The sequence below is a fragment of the Rhodanobacter aciditrophus genome (genome assembly GCF_050026795.1).
Classification (GTDB): Bacteria; Pseudomonadota; Gammaproteobacteria; order Xanthomonadales; family Rhodanobacteraceae; genus Rhodanobacter_A.
On record NZ_JALBWP010000007.1, the window covers coordinates 1 to 17,793 of the forward strand.

15 protein-coding genes and 1 pseudogene are annotated in these 17,793 nt (G+C 70.9%); 12 read left to right on the top strand and 4 right to left on the bottom strand.

Annotated elements, in window-relative coordinates; genetic code table 11:
- Positions 1 to 161: 161 nt before the first annotated feature.
- Positions 162 to 1,718 (bottom strand): annotated as a pseudogene (locus ACQGNW_RS00510) (GNAT family N-acetyltransferase); the annotation flags it as partial.
- 118 nt (positions 1,719 to 1,836) lie between these two features.
- Between ACQGNW_RS00510 and hutG the strand changes: the two are divergent.
- Both hutG and ACQGNW_RS00520 read left to right on the top strand, forming a co-directional pair.
- A complete protein-coding gene (hutG, locus tag ACQGNW_RS00515) occupies positions 1,837 to 2,787 on the top strand; it encodes a formimidoylglutamase (protein WP_426661108.1) in 951 nt (316 codons plus the stop codon).
- 121 nt (positions 2,788 to 2,908) lie between these two features.
- The gene (locus ACQGNW_RS00520; RefSeq protein ID WP_426661109.1) at positions 2,909 to 3,073 is read left to right on the top strand and encodes a hypothetical protein; all 165 of its coding nucleotides are present in this window, start codon (positions 2,909 to 2,911) and stop codon (positions 3,071 to 3,073) included.
- Here ACQGNW_RS00520 and ACQGNW_RS00525 read toward each other — a convergent pair.
- On the bottom strand, positions 3,064 to 4,020 hold the full coding sequence (locus ACQGNW_RS00525; protein ID WP_426661110.1) for a LysR family transcriptional regulator: 957 nt from the start codon (positions 4,018 to 4,020) through the stop codon (positions 3,064 to 3,066). The genes ACQGNW_RS00520 and ACQGNW_RS00525 overlap by 10 nt on opposite strands.
- Positions 4,021 to 4,136: 116 nt before the next feature.
- Here ACQGNW_RS00525 and ACQGNW_RS00530 point away from each other — a divergent pair, with 116 nt between their 5' ends.
- From ACQGNW_RS00530 to ACQGNW_RS00540, 3 genes are read left to right on the top strand one after another with little or no spacing between them, the layout of a single operon-like run.
- Positions 4,137 to 5,282: an aldo/keto reductase gene (locus ACQGNW_RS00530; protein ID WP_426661111.1), complete on the top strand. Its 1,146-nt coding sequence runs from the start codon at positions 4,137 to 4,139 to the stop codon at positions 5,280 to 5,282.
- A 20-nt stretch (positions 5,283 to 5,302) separates the two neighbouring features.
- Positions 5,303 to 6,163: an alpha/beta fold hydrolase gene (locus tag ACQGNW_RS00535; protein ID WP_426661112.1), complete on the top strand. Its 861-nt coding sequence runs from the start codon at positions 5,303 to 5,305 to the stop codon at positions 6,161 to 6,163.
- Complete coding sequence (locus tag ACQGNW_RS00540) at positions 6,160 to 6,906, top strand: 3-oxoacyl-ACP reductase family protein (protein ID WP_426661113.1); 747 nt, start codon at positions 6,160 to 6,162, stop codon at positions 6,904 to 6,906. The genes ACQGNW_RS00535 and ACQGNW_RS00540 overlap by 4 nt, the downstream gene beginning before the upstream one ends.
- 112 nt (positions 6,907 to 7,018) lie before the next feature.
- Here ACQGNW_RS00540 and ACQGNW_RS00545 read toward each other — a convergent pair whose 3' ends face one another.
- Positions 7,019 to 7,525, bottom strand: a complete 507-nt coding sequence (locus ACQGNW_RS00545) for a Spy/CpxP family protein refolding chaperone (RefSeq protein WP_426661114.1) — start codon at positions 7,523 to 7,525, stop codon at positions 7,019 to 7,021.
- Positions 7,526 to 7,677: 152 nt separating this feature from the next.
- Here ACQGNW_RS00545 and ACQGNW_RS00550 point away from each other — a divergent pair, with 152 nt between their 5' ends.
- The 7 genes from ACQGNW_RS00550 to ACQGNW_RS00580 all read left to right on the top strand — a co-directional run bounded on the left by ACQGNW_RS00550 (position 7,678) and on the right by ACQGNW_RS00580 (position 16,343).
- Positions 7,678 to 8,367: a response regulator gene (locus ACQGNW_RS00550; RefSeq protein ID WP_426661115.1), complete on the top strand. Its 690-nt coding sequence runs from the start codon at positions 7,678 to 7,680 to the stop codon at positions 8,365 to 8,367.
- The gene (locus ACQGNW_RS00555; protein ID WP_426661116.1) at positions 8,364 to 9,731 is read left to right on the top strand and encodes a HAMP domain-containing sensor histidine kinase; all 1,368 of its coding nucleotides are present in this window, start codon (positions 8,364 to 8,366) and stop codon (positions 9,729 to 9,731) included. The genes ACQGNW_RS00550 and ACQGNW_RS00555 overlap by 4 nt, the downstream gene beginning before the upstream one ends.
- A 122-nt stretch (positions 9,732 to 9,853) precedes the next feature.
- Entirely contained in the window at positions 9,854 to 10,840 is a 987-nt protein-coding gene (locus ACQGNW_RS00560; protein ID WP_426661117.1) for a multidrug resistance efflux transporter family protein, read from the top strand.
- A gap of 93 nt (positions 10,841 to 10,933) precedes the next feature.
- A complete protein-coding gene (locus ACQGNW_RS00565; RefSeq protein ID WP_426661118.1) occupies positions 10,934 to 13,996 on the top strand; it encodes a glycoside hydrolase domain-containing protein in 3,063 nt (1,020 codons plus the stop codon).
- Between the two features lie 133 nt (positions 13,997 to 14,129).
- Positions 14,130 to 14,573, top strand: coding sequence for a hypothetical protein (locus ACQGNW_RS00570; protein WP_426661119.1), 444 nt, complete (start codon positions 14,130 to 14,132; stop codon positions 14,571 to 14,573).
- Between the two features lie 101 nt (positions 14,574 to 14,674).
- Positions 14,675 to 15,946 carry an MFS transporter gene (locus ACQGNW_RS00575; protein ID WP_426661120.1) on the top strand — a complete coding sequence of 424 codons (1,272 nt, stop codon included), beginning with the start codon at positions 14,675 to 14,677 and terminating at the stop codon, positions 15,944 to 15,946.
- A 13-nt stretch (positions 15,947 to 15,959) separates the two neighbouring features.
- Positions 15,960 to 16,343, top strand: coding sequence for a VOC family protein (locus ACQGNW_RS00580; protein ID WP_426661121.1), 384 nt, complete (start codon positions 15,960 to 15,962; stop codon positions 16,341 to 16,343).
- A 144-nt stretch (positions 16,344 to 16,487) separates the two neighbouring features.
- On the opposite strand, the gene ACQGNW_RS00585 is transcribed toward ACQGNW_RS00580, so the two are convergent.
- Complete coding sequence (locus ACQGNW_RS00585; protein WP_426661122.1) at positions 16,488 to 17,768, bottom strand: alkaline phosphatase family protein; 1,281 nt, start codon at positions 17,766 to 17,768, stop codon at positions 16,488 to 16,490.
- Positions 17,769 to 17,793: the final 25 nt, after the last annotated feature.

Consider the following 17,793-nt stretch of genomic DNA (forward strand, 5'->3'; position numbering starts at 1 on the left):
GCCCCGCCCCCCCCCCCCGGGCCCGTGTCCCCGGGGGGGGGCCAAACCCACGCGGGCCCCCCCCCGGCCCCCGGGGGGGTGTGGGGTTTTTTCTTCGACGGGGCGGGTGGGGGCCTCGGGCTTTTTTTGCATAAGGCGGCGCGGCCGCGCGGCCCGCGCGCCCGCGGCAGCCAGCGTGTCTCGTACAGGTCGAAGCGGCGGTCCTTGAGGTTCTGCACGGCGCCGGCGTTGCGCGCGCTGGCCAGGCTTTCCAGATGCAGGTCGGCGAACAGCACGGTCTCGCTGTTCGGGGTGGAATCGGCGGCGATGCCGTCGCGCGCGAACGGGAAGTCGCTGGGGGTGAGGATGCAGCTCTGGCCGTACTGGATGTCGAAGTTGTTGACGCCGGGCAGGTTGCCCACGTTGCCCGACAGCACCACGTAGCACTGGTTCTCCACCGCGCGGGCCTGCGCGCAGTAGCGCACGCGCAGGTAGCCCTCGCGCACGTCGGTGCAGAACGGCACGAACAGGATCAGCGCACCCTGGTCCACCAGGTGCCGCGCCACTTCGGGGAATTCGCTGTCGTAGCAGATCATCACGCCGACCGGGCCGCAGTCGGTCGGCACCGTGGCGGCGCTGTCGCCGCCGGTGATGTTCCAGGTGATGCGCTCGCTGGGCGTGGGGTGCAGCTTCTCGCGCTCGTGGATCGAGCCGTCGCGCAGGCACACATAGCAGACGTTGTGAATGTCGCCGTTGGGCTGCCGGGTGGGATGGGTGCCGGCGACGATGTTGATGTTGTAGTGCACCGCCAGCCGACCGAACAGCTCCTTCACCTGCGGCGTGTACTCGCTGAGCTTGCGGATCGTCTCGGTGGGCGGCAGTTCGGTGTTCTCGATCGACAGCAGCTGCAGCGTGATCATTTCGGGAAACACCACGAAGTCCGCGTTGTAGTCCGCCGCGATGTCGGTGAAGTACTCGACCTGGGTGGCGAACTCGTCGAACGAGGCGATGCGCCGCTGCTGGTACTGCACCGAGGCCACGCGCACGGTGGTGGGCAGCAGGCGCGGCGAGGGGGTCGAGGGGATGTCCGGCTGGTCGAGCAACAGAGGGTTGCGCCACACCAGGTGCACCGCGTAGCCCAGCGACTCGTGGTCCGAAGGCACGTAGTTGCGCAGCAGGCCAACCACTTCGAAATCGTTGGCGAGCTGGAAGCTCAGCGTGAGGTCGCGGCGGTGGCCTTCCTGCACCGCCTGCACGTAGGCCTCGGCGCTGCCGTAGCGCTGGATGTTGCGCGCCAGTCCCGGGATGCGCCCGCCGAACACGATGCCGCGCAGCTTCAGGTCCATGCACAGCCGCTTGCGCGCCTGGTACAAGCGCTGGCCGATGCGCATGCGGCGATAGTCGGGGTGCACCACCACCTCGATGCCGTACAGCCAGTCGCCGTCCGGCTTGTGCCGGGACGCCATGCCGCCGGCGGTGATCTGGATCCAGGTGTGCGGCGCCAGCGCGGCCGCCTCGTCGATGCGGAAGGTGGCGCAGTAGCCCACCACCTTGCCCTCGTACTCCACCACGAACTGGCCCTGCGGGAAATGCGTCTGCTGGGAGCGCAGCATTTCCGCCGAGTAGCCGTTTTCCGGCGTGTAGACGCGGGCGGTGAGTTCGACCAGCGCCGGGACGTCGTCAGGCGCGGCCAGCCGCAGGCGCAGCTTCGGGGTGCGTTCGCCGGTTCTCTTCGCCATGCGCGCATGCTGCGGTGGCGCGGGTGAAGCGAATGCGAGCGCGACGACTACAATGCGTGCATCACCCACGGGAGCCATTCATGAATCAGCGTGTTCGACGCCTGCGGCAGGTGTGCCCATGAGCGCCGCGGCAAGCGGCTGGAGCGGCCGCGTCGATCTGCCGGAAGGCCCTGCCACCCGGCGCTGGCACCAGTGGGTGCGCGAGCCGGTGGCCGGCAGTGCGCCCGGCGTGGCCGTGCTTGGCTTCGCCAGCGACGAGGGCGTGCGCCGCAACGGCGGCCGCGTCGGTGCGGCCGAGGGCCCCGCCGCGCTGCGCGCGATGCTGTCCAACCTGCCGGTACTCGACGAGACGCCGCTGTACGACGCCGGCACGGTGAACGTGGTCGACGGCGACCTCGAGGGCGCGCAGCAGCGCTACGCCGAAAAGCTCGCCGCGCTGCTCGATGCCGGTCACCTGCCGGTGGGCCTCGGCGGCGGGCACGAGATCGCGTTCGCCACGTACCAGGGCCTGGCTCAGCACCTCGGCGAGCGGCGTCCGCGCGTGGCGATCGTCAACATCGATGCCCACTTTGACCTGCGCCGGCAGGACCGCGGCAGCTCCGGCACGCCGTTCCTGCAGGCGATCGAACATGCCGTGGCGCGTGGCCTGCCGCTGGAATACTGGGTGTACGGCATCAGCCTGTCTGCGAACACGCGCATGCTGTTCGACACCGCCGACGCACTCGGCGTGCACTACGTGCGTGACGACGAGCTGGGCGTGCTCGACCTGCCCGCGCGGATCGCGCAGCTGCAGGCGAAGCTGGCGAACGTCGACGTGGTCTACCAGACCATCTGCCTCGACGCGCTGCCGCATGCGGTGGCGCCCGGCGTCAGCGCGCCCAGCGCCCGCGGCGTGCCGCTGGAGGTGGTCGAGCCGCTGCTCGACGCGGTGGCCGCCACCGGCAAGCTGAAGGTGCTGGACGTGGCCGAGCTGTCGCCGCCGCACGATCGCGACAAGGTCACCGCCCGCGTCGCCGCGCGGTTGATCCATCGCGTCGCGCATGCGGCGGGGCGTGCCGCAGGAACCTGAGCGCGCCGGCGGCCCGGCAGATGAGGGCCCGCTGAACTGCGCGCGGCAAATGTCGTGACGGTCGTCATCGCGGCGCGAGGCCACGCGTTCCTCGCAGCACATCCCCTACGAGGAGCGTGCCATGCGTCGTTTCCTGTCCACCTGCCTGATCGCCGCCGCGTTGATCGGCGGCAGCGTTGCGCTCACCGGCTGCGTGGTGGTGGCGCCGCGCCACGCCCGCGTGTGGGTGCCGGGCTACTGGGCCGGCGGCCACGTCTGGGTCGGTGGCCACTGGCGTTACCGCTGACGTTGGCGTCCCGTGCGGCCGGAGCGCTGCGCCGCTGCGGCCGCCTGCCGGCGCTCGCGCAGGAAATCGATGAACACGCGCAGCTTTGGCGGCACCTGGAAGCGGCTGGGGTAGTAGAGGTGGAAGCCGTCGAAGGGCGGCAGCCAATCGTCCAGCACGCTTTCCAGCCGGCCATCGGCCAGCGCCTCGCGCGCGAACGGTTCCAGCACGCAGGCCAGTCCGGCGCCCTCGACCGCGGCGCGCACCGCCAGCGGGACGTGATTGACGGTGAGCCGGCCGTCCACCGGCAGTTCGAACCACTGGCCCTTGCGCGGGCCGCTCCGGTGCGCGAATTCCCAGCGGTACAGCGCACGGCTGCTGGCCTGGCGGAAGTTGATGCAGTCGTGCGCTTCCAGTTCGCGCGGCTGACTGGGGCGGCCGTGGTGCGCGAAGTAGGCGGGCGAGCCCACCACCACCGAGCGCAGCGGACCGCTCACCGGCACCGCTACCATGTCGCGCTGCAGGCGCTCGCCGAGGCGGATGCCGGCATCGAAGCCCTCGGCGATCAGGTCGCTGAGGCCATTGTCCACGTGGATGTCCAGCTTCACGGCCGGCCAGCGCGCCATGAATTCGCCCAGCAGCGGATCGAGCAGGGCGATGGCCACCACGTCCGGCACGGTGAGGCGCAGCAGGCCGGCGGGGCGGTCACCGTGCTGGCGCAGCGCGTCCATCGCCGCATCCAGTTCCTTCAGCGCCGGGGCGATCCGCCGCAGCAGTTCGTGGCCCGCCTCGGAGAGGCCCACGCGGCGCGTGGTGCGATGGAGCAGGCGCGTGCCGAGCTGCGCCTCCAGCCGGCGCAGGGTCTGGCTCAGCGCCGAGGCGGTGACGTCCAGCGCCGCCGCGGCGCGGGTGAAGCTGCCGTGCTCGGCGATGGCGCGGAAGGCGCGCAGGGCGTAGTCGTCGCGCATGGGCTGTCCCTCAATTGGTTAGGGAAACTTCATAAAGCATAAAGCGATTGGCTATTTTTCGTAGCAATGAGCGCGCCCAGACTGGCGCCGTCCCACTCACCCACCGGAGATCCGCCATGTCGCTCGACTACTACACCCTCGGCCGTTCCGGCCTGCGCGTCAGCCGCCTCGCACTGGGCACGATGACCTTCGGCGAAAGCTGGGGCTGGGGTTCGGACGAGGCCACCGCGCGTGCGATGTTCGACCGCTACCTCGCTGCCGGCGGCAACTTCGTCGACACCGCCGATCTCTACACCGAAGGCCAGAGCGAAACGCTGCTGGGTCGCTTCATCGCCGACAGCGGCAGCCGCGACCGCGTCGTGCTGACCACCAAGTTCAGCTACAACGCCGAGCCGGGCAACCCCAACGCCGGCGGCAACGGCCGCAAGAACATCCTGCGCGCAGTGGAGGGTTCGCTGCGCCGCCTGGGCACCGACTACATCGACCTCTACCTGCTGCACACCTGGGACCGCGTCACCCCGGCGGAGGAAGTGCTGCGCACGCTGGACGACCTGGTGCGCGCGGGCAAGATCCGCTACGCGGGCCTGTCCGACGTGCCGGCCTGGTACGCCGCGCAGATCCAGACCCTGGCGCTGGCGCACCACCTGCAGCCGCTGGTGAACCTGCAGCTGCAGTATTCGCTGGTGGAGCGCAACATCGAGCGCGAATACGCACCGCTCGCGCAGGAGCTCGGCTACGGCATCACCGCGTGGAGTCCGCTGGGCATGGGCCTGCTTTCGGGCAAGTACAGGCCCAGCGAATCGGGCCATGACGGCGCCGGCGACGGCCGCATCCAGGCGCTGAAGGGCAGCGGGCTGGCATCGCTGCAGGACAAGTTCACGCCGCGCAACTGGGCGATCGTCGGCGCGGTGGAGCAGGTGGCGCGCGAGCACGGCCTGTCGATGGCGCAGGTGGCCATCCAGTGGGCGGTACGCCGGCCCGCGGTGGGTTCGGTGATCCTGGGCGCGCGCACGATGGCGCAGTTCGAGGACAACCTCGCCGCGCTGGACCGCTCCCTGCCCGACGAAGCGCTGCGCCGGCTGGACGAGGTCTCCGCGCTGCCGCAGCAGTTCCCCTACAGCTTCTTCGAGCAGGCGCAGCAGGAGCGCCTCCACGGCGGCGCGGCGGTCGGCGACAAGCCGGACGGCTACCTTGCGCCGGTGCGCGTGACCGCCTCCGAAACCAGCGCCACGCAGGTGCTGGTGACGGCGAACCCGCGTTGATCGTGCATGAGGAGACACCCATGACAGTCGCGACAACATCGGTGCAGGTGGACGGCGCCCGCCTGCACGTCGAAACGGCCGGCCGTGGCGAAGCGGTGACCATGCTCCACGGCTTCCTGGTCGACAGCCGGCAGTGGGATCACGAGTTCGCCGCGCTGGCCCACGACCATCGTGTGCTGCGCTACGACGCGCGCGGCTTCGGCCAGTCGGAGATCGTGCCCGGCCGCGCGTATGCGCATCACGAGGACCTTGCCGCGGTGCTGGACGCCTGCGGCGTCGAACGCACGGCCTTGCTGGCCTGTTCCGGCGGCGCGGCGACCGCGCTGGATTTCGCGCTGGCGCATCCCGGCCGCGTCAGCGCGCTGGTCTTCGTCGGCGCCGGCTACTGGGGCCGGTTCGCCGATCGCACGCCGGCCGCGCGCGCCTTCCTCCAGGCGCTGGGCACCTACGACCTGCCGGGCATGATCGACAGCTCGCTGCGCGCCTTCACCGACGGGCCGCGCCGTGCGGCAAGCGACGTCGACGCCGACGTGCGCCGCCGCACCGAGGCGATGACGGCGCTGCAGTTCCGCCGCGAGCCGAACTACTGGCGCTTTGCCGCGCAGGACCAGCGCACGCCGCAGCCCGGCGCGCTGGATCGCCTGGGCGGGATTGCCGCGCCGGCCCTGCTGATGGTGGGCGGCGAGGACCAGCCCGAGGTGAAGGAGCTGTCCGCGCAGATCGCCGAGGGTCTCCGCCACGCGCAGCTAGTGGTGGTGCAGGGCGCGGGCCATCACGCGAACATGGAGGCGCCGGATGCGGTGCTGGCCGAGATACGTCGCTGGCTGAAGCGGCACGCCGCTCGAGGGGCGGCGGTGATCGACGTGGGAGACGCGGCATGAGCACGACATCGATCGAACGCCCGCTCGACGGGCGCGTGGCCCTGGTCACCGGCGCCTCGCGCGGCATCGGCCGTGCGGTGGCGATCGCACTGGCGCGCCAGGGCGCCCGCGTGGCGGTGAACTACGTGCAGAACGCGCAGGCGGCTGCGGAGGCGTGCGCCGCGATCGCCGCCGAGGGCGGCCGCGCCGTCGCGGTGCAGGCCGACGTGTCGCTGGCGGCGGATGTGGCGCGACTGGTGGCCGAGACGCGGCGGCAGCTCGGTGACGTCGCGATCCTGGTCAACAACGCGGGCATCGCGCGCCTCCAGTCGATCGAGCAGGCGACCGAAGACGACTGGGACGCGGTGATCGCCGCGAACCTCAAGTCGGTATTCCTGGTGACGCAGGCCGTGCTGCCGGCCATGCGCGCCGGCGGCTGGGGGCGCATCGTCAACCTGTCGTCCACCGCGGCGCAGGTGGGCGGCATCGTTGGGCCGCATTACGCGGCGTCCAAGGCCGGCATCCTCGGGCTCACGCATTTCTACGCATCGCGGCTGGCGGGCGAGGGCATCACCGTCAACGCGGTGGCGCCGGGGCTGATCGCCACCGACATGGGCGACGGGCTCGGCGCCACCGCCGCGCGCATCCCGGTGGGACGCTTCGGCACCGCCGAGGAGGTGGCCGACGTGGTGGCGATGCTTGCGCGCAACGGCTATCTCACCGGCCAGACCGTCAGTCCCAACGGCGGCATGTATCCGACCTGAGGCCGTCGGCAGGCATCGCGTGGCTGCCCCGGGCCCATGAAAAAAAACCGCGCCGGCAGCAACCGGCGCGATTCTCCGCTGCGCAGCGGGAGGAGGGCTGCGCGGGCGCGGCTTACTGGCCGTCCGGCGAGCCGTTGCCGACCGGGTGCTGGGCCTTGAACTCCTGCCACTGCTGGTGGCGGGCCTGCCGCTGCGCCTTCATCGAGGCCAGCTGCGACTGCTGCGCCGGGGTCAGCACGTTGTAGATCTGCGCGCGGACATTGGCCATCTGCTGCACCCGCGCCGTCGCTGCGGCGCCTTCGGCCTGGGCCAGCGCGGTGGTGGCGGCCTGGTAGCCGGGGTCGGTGGGCTTCATCGCCTCGAACGCCTGCCGCTGCTGGCGCACGGCCTGGAACTGGCTCTTGTTCTGCTCGAAGCTGCTCTTCATGATCTGCTTGATGCTGGCCTGCTGCGCGTCGCTCAGGTTGAGCTTGCCCAGCTCCATCATGCCGTGGCGGGCGCCATGGTGGCCCCAGCCGCCGGGGGCGTGCGGGCCGGGAACGCCTTGCGCGGCAACGGCGAAGCTGCCGGTCGCCAGTGCCGTGCCCAGGGCCAGGCCGAGGAAAAGATTCTTGCGCATGGTTGTCGCCTCTTGTCGTGGGGAGTGGAAGGTGTGTCCATTGGACGACAGGTGCGTGTGTACGTTCTTTGCGCATGCGTAAAGATGGGTAAAGTGCCTGGGCGTCCATGCCGCGGCCCGGTTTGAATGGGCCGCCGAATCCGCGAGCCGCCATGCCAAGAATCCTCATCGCCGACGACGATCGCGCACTGTGCGAGCTGCTGGCCGAGTACCTGCGGCGCGAAGGCTTTGCCGTGGACGTCGCGCACGACGGCGAGGAAGCGCTGGCACGGCTGCACGACGCGGCGAGGCGGCCCGATCTGCTGATCCTCGACGTGATGATGCCGGGCCGCGACGGCCTGCAGACGCTGCGCGAGCTGCGCATGAAACACCGCCTGCCGGTGATCATGCTGTCCGCGCGCGGCGAGCCGGTGGACCGGGTGGTGGGGCTGGAGCTGGGGGCGGACGACTACCTTGCGAAACCCTGCCTGCCGCGCGAGCTGCTCGCGCGCATCCGCGCGCAGTTGCGGCGCAATACCCCGGGCACCGGTGCCGGCGAGCTGCGGCTCGGCGTGCTGCGCCTGCTGCCCGGCGAGCGCCGCGCCCTGGTCGAGGACCGGGAGCTGTCGCTCACCGGTGCCGAATTCCAGCTGCTGCTGGCGCTGGCGCAGCGTGCGGGCGAACTGGTGGACAAGGCGGCGCTCACCCGCCTCGCGCTGGGGCGCGAGCTGGAGCGCTACGACCGCAGCATCGACGTGCACGTGAGCCGCCTGCGCCACAAGCTGGCGGAAGCGTCGGCGCAGGCGCCGCGCATCGACGCGGTGCGCGGCGCCGGCTACGTGATGGTGGCGGGCGCGCCGTGAATCCGTTCAAGAGCTCGCTGTACTGGCGCGTGCTGCTGTGGTTCTGCGCGGTGAACCTGCTGGTGCTGGTGCTGGGCGGCTTCCTCACCCGGCGCTTCATCGAGTACACCACCGAGGTGGAGATCGACTGGAGCGCGCTGGCGCAGGCGGCTGACCAGGCCTATCGGCAGGGCGGTGCGCCGGCGCTGGCGCAGTGGTCCGCGCGGCAGCGCCACGAGGGCATCGAGGCCACGCTGTTCGAGAACGGCCGTCCGCTGGCGCCGATCCGCCTGCCGCCGTCGGTGTGGGACGAACTGCCGCCCATGCTGGCTGCCGACCGCGGCCTGGTGCTGCGGCCGTGGCGCGGCCTCTACGTGTACGTGGCGGTGCAGCCCGTCACCGGCGCCGACGGCCAGCTGCGCCAGCTGGTGGCGATGAGCCGTTCGCATACCCGGCTGCGGCCGCAGACGCGCGAGAAGATCCTGCTCGGCGTGCAACTGGCCTTGTCGCTGCTGTTCATCGGCCTGGTGGGCTGGCGGGTGGCGCGCAGCGTGGCGAAGCCGGTGCAGGCGCTGCGCGAGGCGACGCGGCGCATGGCGGCGGGCGAGCTGTCGGCGCGGGTGGATCGCCCCGGTGGCGCCACGCGCGACGAACTGGTGCAGCTGGCCGGCGATTTCAACGCCATGGCCGAGCGCATCGAGGCGCTGGTGGCGCACGACCGCGGCGTGCTGCAGGACCTGTCGCACGAACTGCGCTCGCCGCTGGCGCGCCTGCACCTGATCCTTGACCTCGCGCAACGCAGCGCGAGCGCCGCGGAAGCGGAGCCCTACTTCCGCCAGGCCGAGCGGGAGATCGTCAGGCTCGACCGCATGACCGGCGACATGCTGGCCTTGTCGCGCATGGAGGGCGGCTTGCCCGGCATGGAGCGCGAGCGGCTGGATCTCGCCGAACTCGCGCGCGACGGCCTGCGCCAGGCGTCGCTGGAAGCGGACGCGCGCCACATCCGCCTGCAATGGCTGGCCGCGGGCGCGCCGGTCGAGGTGGTCGGTACGCCCGTGCTGCTTGAGCGCGCGCTGGGCAACCTGATCTCCAACGCGATCAAGTACAGCCCCGAGGGGGGCAGCGTGGAAGTCGCGGTGCATGCCGCCGGCGGACAGGCCGAATGCGTGGTGCGCGACCATGGCCCCGGCGTCCCCGACGCCGAACTGCCGTCGCTGTTCCGGCCGTTCTTTCGCGGCAGCAACGCCTCGCGCGCCGAAGGCCACGGCCTCGGCCTCGCCATCGCGCAGCGCGTGGCCAAGGCGCACGGCGGCGAGATACTTGCGCGCAATGCCGGGGGCGGCGGGCTGGAAGTGCGGCTGCGGTTGCCGCTGGCGGCCAGCTGAAAAGCGTCGCCGGCGATGCCCGCCGTCGGACGTCCGCGGCCACGGACGAGCGCGCATCGATCCGGGCCGCTACGCAAAGCGCCTGCGATTTGCCACACTCGCGCTTTGCCGACGAACCGCCGATGCGCCGCAACGCTCTCGCCGCCGTGGGACTGGCGCTGTGCGCGGCGCTGTTCTTCACGATGACCTATGTGCTCAACCGCAGCCTGGTGAGCGGCGGCGGGCATTGGGCGTGGGCGGTGATCCTGCGCTACCTCATCACCTTGCCGCTGCTGGCACTGGCGCTGCCGTGGCAGGGTGGCCTGGGCGAGCTGCCGCGCGAACTGCGCATGCATCCGCGCGCCTGGCTGACCTGGAGCAGCGTGGGCTTCGTGCTGTTCGGCGTGCCGCTGACCTGGGCCGCGGGCAGCGGGCCGGCGTGGCTGGTGGCGGGCAGTTTCCAGACCACGGTGCTGGCCGGGCCGCTGCTGGCGCCGTTGATCTACCGCGATGCGCGCCGGCGGCTGGCGTGGCCCACGCTGGCGATCGGCACGCTGATCGTGGCGGGCGTGTTCGCGCTGCAATGGGGCCACGCGCACGGCCGGCTGGGCGCCGGCGACTGGCTGGCGGCGGGCGCGGTGGTGCTGGCCGCGTTCGCCTACCCGCTCGGCAACCGCATGCTGTTGCTGCACCTGGAGACCAGCGCGCAGCGGGTGAATGCCTTGCAGCGCGTGTTCGGCATGACGCTGTGCAGCTGGCCGCTGTGGCTGCTGATCGCCGCGCTCGCATGGGCCACGGTGGGGCCGCCGGGCTGGCGCGAGGCGTGGCTGGCCGGCGGGGTCGCGCTGTCCTCCGGCGTGATCGCCACCGTGCTGTTCTTCGCGGCCACCGACCGCGTGCGCACGCAGCCCACCGCGCTGGCCGCGGTGGAGGCGATGCAGGCGGCCGAGCTGCTGTTCACCACCGTGCTCGGTGCGGCCCTGCTGGGCGAGGCGTGGCCGCGCGGCTGGGCCCTGCTCGGTGCGCTGGCGATCGTCGTCGGCATCGCGCTGTTCGGCTGGGTCAGCGGCCGCGAGGCGGCCGGCGACGAGGAGGCCGTGCGCGCCTTGCGCAGCGATCGCAGTGCCTGATGATGCTTCGAATGATTGCGTATTGAATCGTTTTCTTGCGAAAAGATCGCCGACGGGTTACATATCCACGTCGATCATCCATCGGGGGCCGCCATGAGCAAGTTACCCACCGTCTGCCTGCTGGCGTGCGCGCTGTCTGCGGCCGGCGCCGCCCTGGCGCGGCCGCAGACGCTCGAAGATGGTGTGCAACTGCGCTGGAACGCCGACCAGTATGGCAACCACCGTTACACGGTGGAGGTGGCCAAGCCCGCTCCGGCGGTGCAGGTAACGATTCCCTGGCATCGGCGCGACCGCCATCCCGAGGACGTGGCCACCCTCGTCGTCGGCCCGGACGGAAAGGCGGTGGGCAACGTGCTGCGCGAGCGCATCGACCAGGCCGAAGGCATGCTGGCGTTCGAGGCGAAGCAGGCCGGCACCTACGCGATCTACTACCAGCCCTATGTCAGCACGGGCTCGCGCAACTACCCCACGGTGACCTACCGCGCGCCGGCAGGCAGCGCCGACGCCGCGTGGGTGAAGAGGAACCGCCTCGACGATCCGCGCCACGCCGCGAAGCTGCCGCAGGCGCGCGTGATCGGCTACCAGGCGGTGGACGACTTCGACGCCTACACCGACATGGAGCGCACCGCCACGCCGACCGGAGTGCAGCGCCTGCTGGCGGCGAACCCGGATCGGCCCTGGCTGCTGTTCCCGGAGACGCGCGAACACCCGATCCGCATGTTCAGCCAGATCCCCGGGCGCTGGGCTGGGCGTGGCGCGGGCGGTGATCTTGCCGACCATGCGCTGCGCGGCGAATACCTGAGCTTCCAGGTCGGCCTGTGGACCGCGCGCGCCGCGGCGCGGGACGTGCAGGTGCGCTTCGGCGACCTGCATGGCCCGGGCGGCGCCACGATCCCGGCGACGCGGTTCACCTGCTTCAACCTCGGCGGCATCGACTACGCGGGCAAGCCGTTCACCGATCGTCTCGACGTGGCGCAAGGCCGCGTGCAGCCGCTGTGGATGGGCCTCGACATTCCCGCCGACGCCAGGCCCGGCATCTATCGCGGCACGCTGACGGTCAGCGCGGACGGCGCGCGGCCACGCGAGGTGCCGCTGGCGATCACCGTGGACACCGGCGAGGCCGTGGCGCACGGCGACGACGATCCCTACAGGCTCACCCGCCTGCGCTGGCTGAATTCCACGCTGGCGCAGGACGACACGCTGGTGAAGCCGTTCACCGCGGTGACCGTGCACGGCCACCGGCTCGGCATCCTGGGCCGTACGGTGACGCTGGCGCCCAGCGGCCTGCCGGCGCAGATCGACAGCCGCTTCGACGAACGCATGACCGGCTTCGCGAAAACCCCGCGCGCGCTGCTCGCCGCACCGATGCGCCTGCTGGTGCAGGACGCCGGCGGCGCGCATGCCATGAACGCCGGCGGCACGCCGAAGATCGCGGTGGATGGTCCCGGCAAGGTGCACTGGCAGGTGGCCGGGCAGGCCGGCCCGCTGCGCGGCGAAGTGACGGCGAGCCTGGAGATGGACGGCACGCTCAGCTACGCCATCGCGCTCACCGCCATGCAGGCGGTGAAGCTCAACGACATCCGCCTGGAGATCCCGCTCAAGGGCGACGTGGCGCAGTACGAACTGGGCCTGGGCCGCACCGGCGCGCCCGCGCCGGACAGCTACGCATGGAAGTGGAACGTGCAGAACAACCAGGACGGCGCCTGGATCGGTGCGGTCAACGCGGGCCTGGAATTCCACCTGCGCGACGAGCACTACCGACGCCCGCTCAACACCAACTTCTACCACCAGCAACCGCTGGTGATGCCGAGCTCGTGGGACAACGCGGGGCAGGGCGGCATCACGCTCACCCGTGACGGCGCGCGCTACGTGGTCAAGGCGTTCAGCGGCGCGCGCACGATGGCGGCGGGGCAGACGCTGCACTACGACCTCGTGCTGCGGGTGACGCCGTTCAAGACCATCGACCCGCCGCAGCACTTCGCCGAGCGCTACTTCCACAAATACGCCGACCTCGACCAGATCAAGGCCGAGGGCGCGAACGTGGTGAACATCCACCACGCCACGCCGATCAATCCGTGGATCAACTACCCGTTCCTCACGCCTGCGGCGATGAAGGCGTACATCGACGCGGCCCACGCGCGCGGCATGGAGGTGAAGATCTACGACACCATCCGCGAGCTGTCCGACCGCGCGCCCGAGCTGCCGATGCTGGAAAGCCTCGTCGGCTGCCGCATCGGCGGCGACGGCAAGGCCGCGCCCGGCCCGTGCAGCGAGGTCATCAGCCCCGGCAAGGGCGGCGGTTTCTCGTGGCTGCAGGAGCATCTGGACGGCGACTACATCGCCGCCTGGCACGTGCCGGAGAACCGCGACGCGGCCGTGGTCGACGCCGGCCAGAGCCGCTGGCACAACTATTACATCGAAGGGCTGGACTGGCTGGCGCGCAATGTCGGCATCGACGGCCTCTACCTCGACGACGTGGCCTACGACCGCACCACCATGAAGCGCGTGCGCAAGGTGCTGGACGCGCACCGACCGCATGCGCTGATCGACCTGCATTCCGCCAGCCAGTTCGACGCGCGCGACGGCTACGTCAACAGCGCGCTGCTCTACATGGGCCTGTTCCCGTACCTCGACCGGCTGTGGTTCGGCGAGGAGTTCGACTACGAGCACACCTCGCCCGCGTACTGGCTCACCGAGATCTCCGGCATCCCCTACGGCCTGATGGGCGAGATGCTGCAGAACGGCGGCAACCCCTGGCGCGGCATGGTGTTCGGCATGACCAACCGCCTGCCGTGGACCGGCGGCGACCCGCGTCACCTGTGGCAGCTGTGGGACGCGTTCGGCATCGGGCAGGCAGACATGATCGGCTGGTGGGTGCACGACACCCCGGTGAAAACCGGCAACCCGGACGTGCTCGCCACCAGCTACGTGCGCAAGGGCGACAAGACCCTGGTGTCCGTCGCTTCGTGGGCGCCGCGGAAGGTCGACGTGCAGCTGCATGTCGACTGGAAGGCGCTCGGCCTGGATCCTTCGCGCGTCCGGGTGGTGGCGCCCGCGGTGGAAGGCTTCCAGCCCGCCGCCACGTTCAGGCCGGGCGAGGCGATTCCGGTGGAACCGGGCAAGGGCTGGTTGATCGAGCTCGACGCGGTGCATTGAGCGCCGCGCCGATGCCAGCCGCGAAAGCCCGTGACGACCGGCACAGGCTTTCGCCGATGCCGCAGCGTACACAGCGAGCTCACCCGGCGCTTCGCGCCGGTCCGCTCCATCCACGCATCCAGGGCGGTAGCGCATGAACCCCACCGGTCGAGCCATACTCAGCGGCGGCCTCGTCGCCGGCACCATCGACATCGGCGCCGCGGCGCTGATCAACCACCTCAGTCCCGTCGTGATCCTGCACGCGATCGCCAGCGGCGTATTGGGCAAGGCCTCGTTCCAGGCCGGTGCGCCTGCCGCCTGGCTGGGGCTGGGCCTGCAGTGGGCGATGTCGCTGCTGATCGCCGCGATCTTCGCGGCGGCCGCCACGCGCATGGCCTGGTTGCGTAACCGCTGGTTGCTGGCTGGGCTGGCCTACGGCGTGGCGATCTACGTGGTGATGAACTACGTGGTGGTGCCGCTGTCCGCCGCGCCGTTCAGGGCGCCGGCCACGCCGTGGCTGATCGCCATGAACCTGCTGGCCATGCTGCTGTTCGGCCTGATCGTGGCGTTCTCCGCGCGCAAGGCGGCGCGCGCCTGACTGGCACTCCGGTCCCGCGCGGTGCCGCCCCGCGTGATCGATTGCCGCACCGGGTGGGTTTATCCTGCGCGCGTCCCCGCCTGCCGAAGCCGCAACCCTTGATGGATGCAAAAAGCCATGTCGCCGCGTCCCCCGACGCCGGCGACTACATCCGCCACGGCACTCCCGAATTCCGGCGCACCAACCTCGCGCTGTTCGCCGCGGGCCTGGCGACGTTCGGCCTGCTGTATTGCGTGCAGCCGCTGATGCCGGAGTTCAGCCGCGACTACGGCGTCAGCGAGGCGGGCGCGGCGATGTCGCTGTCGCTCACCACCGGCGTGCTCGCGTTCGCGATGCTGTTCGCCGGCGGCTTGTCCGACGCCTGGGGACGCAAGCCGGTGATGGTGGCCTCGCTGCTGTCCTCGGCGGTGCTGGTGCTGGCCAGCGCGGCGATGCCGGACTGGGGCTCGCTGCTCGCGGTACGCACCCTGCTGGGGCTCACGCTGAGCGGCCTGCCCGCGGTGGCGATGACCTACCTCGGCGAAGAGATGCACGCCGAATCGATCGGCCTGGGCATGGGGCTCTACATCAGCGGCAGCGCGGTGGGCGGCATGGGCGGGCGCCTCGTCACCGGCGTGCTCACCGACTTCTTCGACTGGCGCGTGGGCGTGGCCGTGGTGGGCGCGATCGGCCTGGCCAGCGCGCTGGCGTTCTGGCGCGCGCTGCCGCCGTCGCGGCACTTCGTGCGCCAGCCGCTCTCCTGGCGCGCGCTGGCCGCGCGCTTCGGCGGCATGTTCCGCGACCGCGGCCTGCCGTGGCTGTTCGTGGAGGGCTTCCTGCTGCTCGGCGCGTTCGTCACCGTCTACAACTACCTCGGCTACCGCCTGCTGGCGCCGCCGTACAGGCTCAGCCAGGCCGCGGTGGGGCTGATCTTCGGCATCTACCTGATCGGCACCTTCAGCTCGGCGTGGATGGGCCACCTCGCCGGCAAGCTGGGCCGGCGCAAGGTGCTGTGGACCGCGTTCGCGCTGATGCTGGCGGGCGTGCTGCTGACGCTCGCCGCGTCGCTGTGGCTGATCATGCTGGGCGTGGTGGCGGTCACGTTCGGCTTCTTCGGCGGCCACTCCATCGTCAGCAGCTGGGTGGGCCGGCGCGCGGGCGCGGCGAAGGCGCAGGCCTCGTCGACGTACCTGTTCTGCTACTACATGGGCTCCAGCGTGGCCGGCGCCAGCGGCGGGCTGTTCTACGCCGCGCACGGCTGGGACGGCGTCGCGCTGTTCGTCGGTGCGCTGGTGCTGGCCGGGCTCGCGATCGCGCTGGGCCTGGTGCGACTGCAGCCGCTGGTGAACGTGGCCACGCCGCCCACGCCGATGAGCAAGGGCGCGATGCCGTGAAGAGGACGATGCCATGAAGATCGATTCGCTGGATCACCTGGTGTTGACCGTCGCCGACGTCGACGCCAGCTGCGCGTTCTACGAGCGGGTGCTCGGCATGCAGGTGGTGACGTTCGGCAACGGCCGCAAGGCGCTGGCCTTCGGTGCGCAGAAGATCAACCTGCATCCATACCGACGCGAGTTCGAGCCGAAGGCCGAGCGGCCCACGCCGGGGTCGGCTGACCTGTGTTTCGTCAGCGCCACGCCGCTCGCCGCGGTGATTGCGCACCTGCAGGCGAACGGCGTCGAGGTGCTGGAGGGGCCGGTACCGCGTACCGGGGCGCGCGGGCCGGTTTCGTCGGTGTACTTCCGCGACCCGGACCGCAACCTGATCGAGGTCTGCAACTATCTGCAGTGAGCGCGGCTACGCCACCTACGGTGATGAGCAAGGGGTGATGGGTCAGCGGCATCGGCTTCCGGCAGGAGCGCACCCTGTGCGCGAATGCTGTGGCGTTCGATCGAAGCCAAAACCATCGCGCACAGGGTGCGCTCCTGCGGGTGCTTATTGCGCGGCCGGCTTCAGCATGCCCTTTACCGCATCGTAGTCGCCGTCGTTCGCGGCGGCGGGGATGCCGAGCAGGTGGGTCATCAGCGGATAGACGTCCACGTTCGGGAACTCGGGAACGCGCGCGCCCGCGCGGAACGCCGGGCCGTGCGCCACGAACAGCGCCCGCATGCGCGGGTCGGCGTTGTCGTAGCCGTGTTCGCCGAGGCTGATGTGGCCCTTGTGCGTGGCCAGGTGCCGGGCGGTGGTGATGCGCCAGCCGGTGTCGGCGAGGCACACCAGTTGCGGCACGCGCGGGTTGCTGCCGTAGTGGAAGCGGGCGGGGATGCGCGTCTTGTCCCAGCAGCGCATGTGCCGCTGCGGCTGCTCCATCCTGCGCTCGATCGCGGCGAAGTCGTGGCCGGGTTTCGGGTTGAAACCGGCAACGATGCCGAAGCTGACGGTGCGCACGTCGTCCAGCGGGATCAGCCGCTCGATCAGCACACTGTGCGCCAGCGGCACGCTCGCCATGCCGTGGTCGGCGAGCACGATCAGGTTGATGCGGTCGAACAGGCCGCGCCGTTTCAGCCCGGCCACCAGCCGCGCCAGCGCCGCGTCGGTGTCGCGCAGCGCCTGGTCCACCCCGGGCGAATCCGGGCCATGCTCGTGCCCGGCATGGTCGACCTGGTCGAAGTACAGGGTGAGGAAGCGCGGCCGCTGCCCGGGTGGCAGGTCCAGCCACGCCAGCACCTGGTCCACGCGCTGGTCGGGCGTCACCTTGCCGTCGTAGGGCTGCCAGTAATCCGGGTGCCGGCCGTGGATGTCGGCCTCGCTGCCGGGCCAGAACATGGTGGCGGTGCGCAGGCCGTGCGCGTCGGCGGTCTCCCAGATCGGCGTGCCCTCGGCCCACCAGCGGCCGTCGCCCACCGCCGCGCGGTTGCCCAGCGAGAACTTGCCGAGCTGCGGGTCGAACATCGTGTTGTTGACGATGCCGTGGTGGTCCGGATACAGGCCGGTGACCAGGGTGTAGTGGTTCGGGAAGGTCAGCGAGGGAAACGAGGGTTGCATCGCATCGGCCTGCACCCCGGTCTTCGCCAGCATCGCCAGCGTGGGCGTGAGGCCGCGGTCGAGGTAGTCCGCGCGGAATGCATCGATCGAAACCAGCAGCAGCGGCGCGGGTTGCGCGCTGCTCGCGGCGGCCGCGCGCGTGCCGGCGGCCGGTGCCGCGGGCGGCTGCGTGGCGCAACCGGCGCTGAATGCCGCCAGCGAAGCCAGCAGCAGGCGAAACAGGAATTTCATGCAGGAGCCCATACGATGCGGATGT

Excerpts from the sequence above, each read along its gene's own strand:
- ACQGNW_RS00540 (WP_426661113.1), top strand. The coding sequence starts at position 6,160 with ATGAGCACGACATCGATCGAACGCCCGCTCGACGGGCGCGTGGCCCTG.
- ACQGNW_RS00585 (WP_426661122.1), bottom strand. The coding sequence starts at position 17,768 with ATGAAATTCCTGTTTCGCCTGCTGCTGGCTTCGCTGGCGGCATTCAGC.
- ACQGNW_RS00565 (WP_426661118.1), top strand. The coding sequence starts at position 10,934 with ATGAGCAAGTTACCCACCGTCTGCCTGCTGGCGTGCGCGCTGTCTGCG.
- ACQGNW_RS00525 (WP_426661110.1), bottom strand. The coding sequence starts at position 4,020 with ATGCGCGACGACTACGCCCTGCGCGCCTTCCGCGCCATCGCCGAGCAC.
- ACQGNW_RS00530 (WP_426661111.1), top strand. The coding sequence starts at position 4,137 with ATGTCGCTCGACTACTACACCCTCGGCCGTTCCGGCCTGCGCGTCAGC.
- ACQGNW_RS00560 (WP_426661117.1), top strand. The coding sequence starts at position 9,854 with ATGCGCCGCAACGCTCTCGCCGCCGTGGGACTGGCGCTGTGCGCGGCG.
- hutG (WP_426661108.1), top strand. The coding sequence starts at position 1,837 with ATGAGCGCCGCGGCAAGCGGCTGGAGCGGCCGCGTCGATCTGCCGGAA.
- ACQGNW_RS00580 (WP_426661121.1), top strand. The coding sequence starts at position 15,960 with ATGAAGATCGATTCGCTGGATCACCTGGTGTTGACCGTCGCCGACGTC.
- ACQGNW_RS00550 (WP_426661115.1), top strand. The coding sequence starts at position 7,678 with ATGCCAAGAATCCTCATCGCCGACGACGATCGCGCACTGTGCGAGCTG.
- ACQGNW_RS00575 (WP_426661120.1), top strand. The coding sequence starts at position 14,675 with ATGGATGCAAAAAGCCATGTCGCCGCGTCCCCCGACGCCGGCGACTAC.
- ACQGNW_RS00545 (WP_426661114.1), bottom strand. The coding sequence starts at position 7,525 with ATGCGCAAGAATCTTTTCCTCGGCCTGGCCCTGGGCACGGCACTGGCG.
- ACQGNW_RS00535 (WP_426661112.1), top strand. The coding sequence starts at position 5,303 with ATGACAGTCGCGACAACATCGGTGCAGGTGGACGGCGCCCGCCTGCAC.
- ACQGNW_RS00570 (WP_426661119.1), top strand. The coding sequence starts at position 14,130 with ATGAACCCCACCGGTCGAGCCATACTCAGCGGCGGCCTCGTCGCCGGC.
- ACQGNW_RS00520 (WP_426661109.1), top strand. The coding sequence starts at position 2,909 with ATGCGTCGTTTCCTGTCCACCTGCCTGATCGCCGCCGCGTTGATCGGC.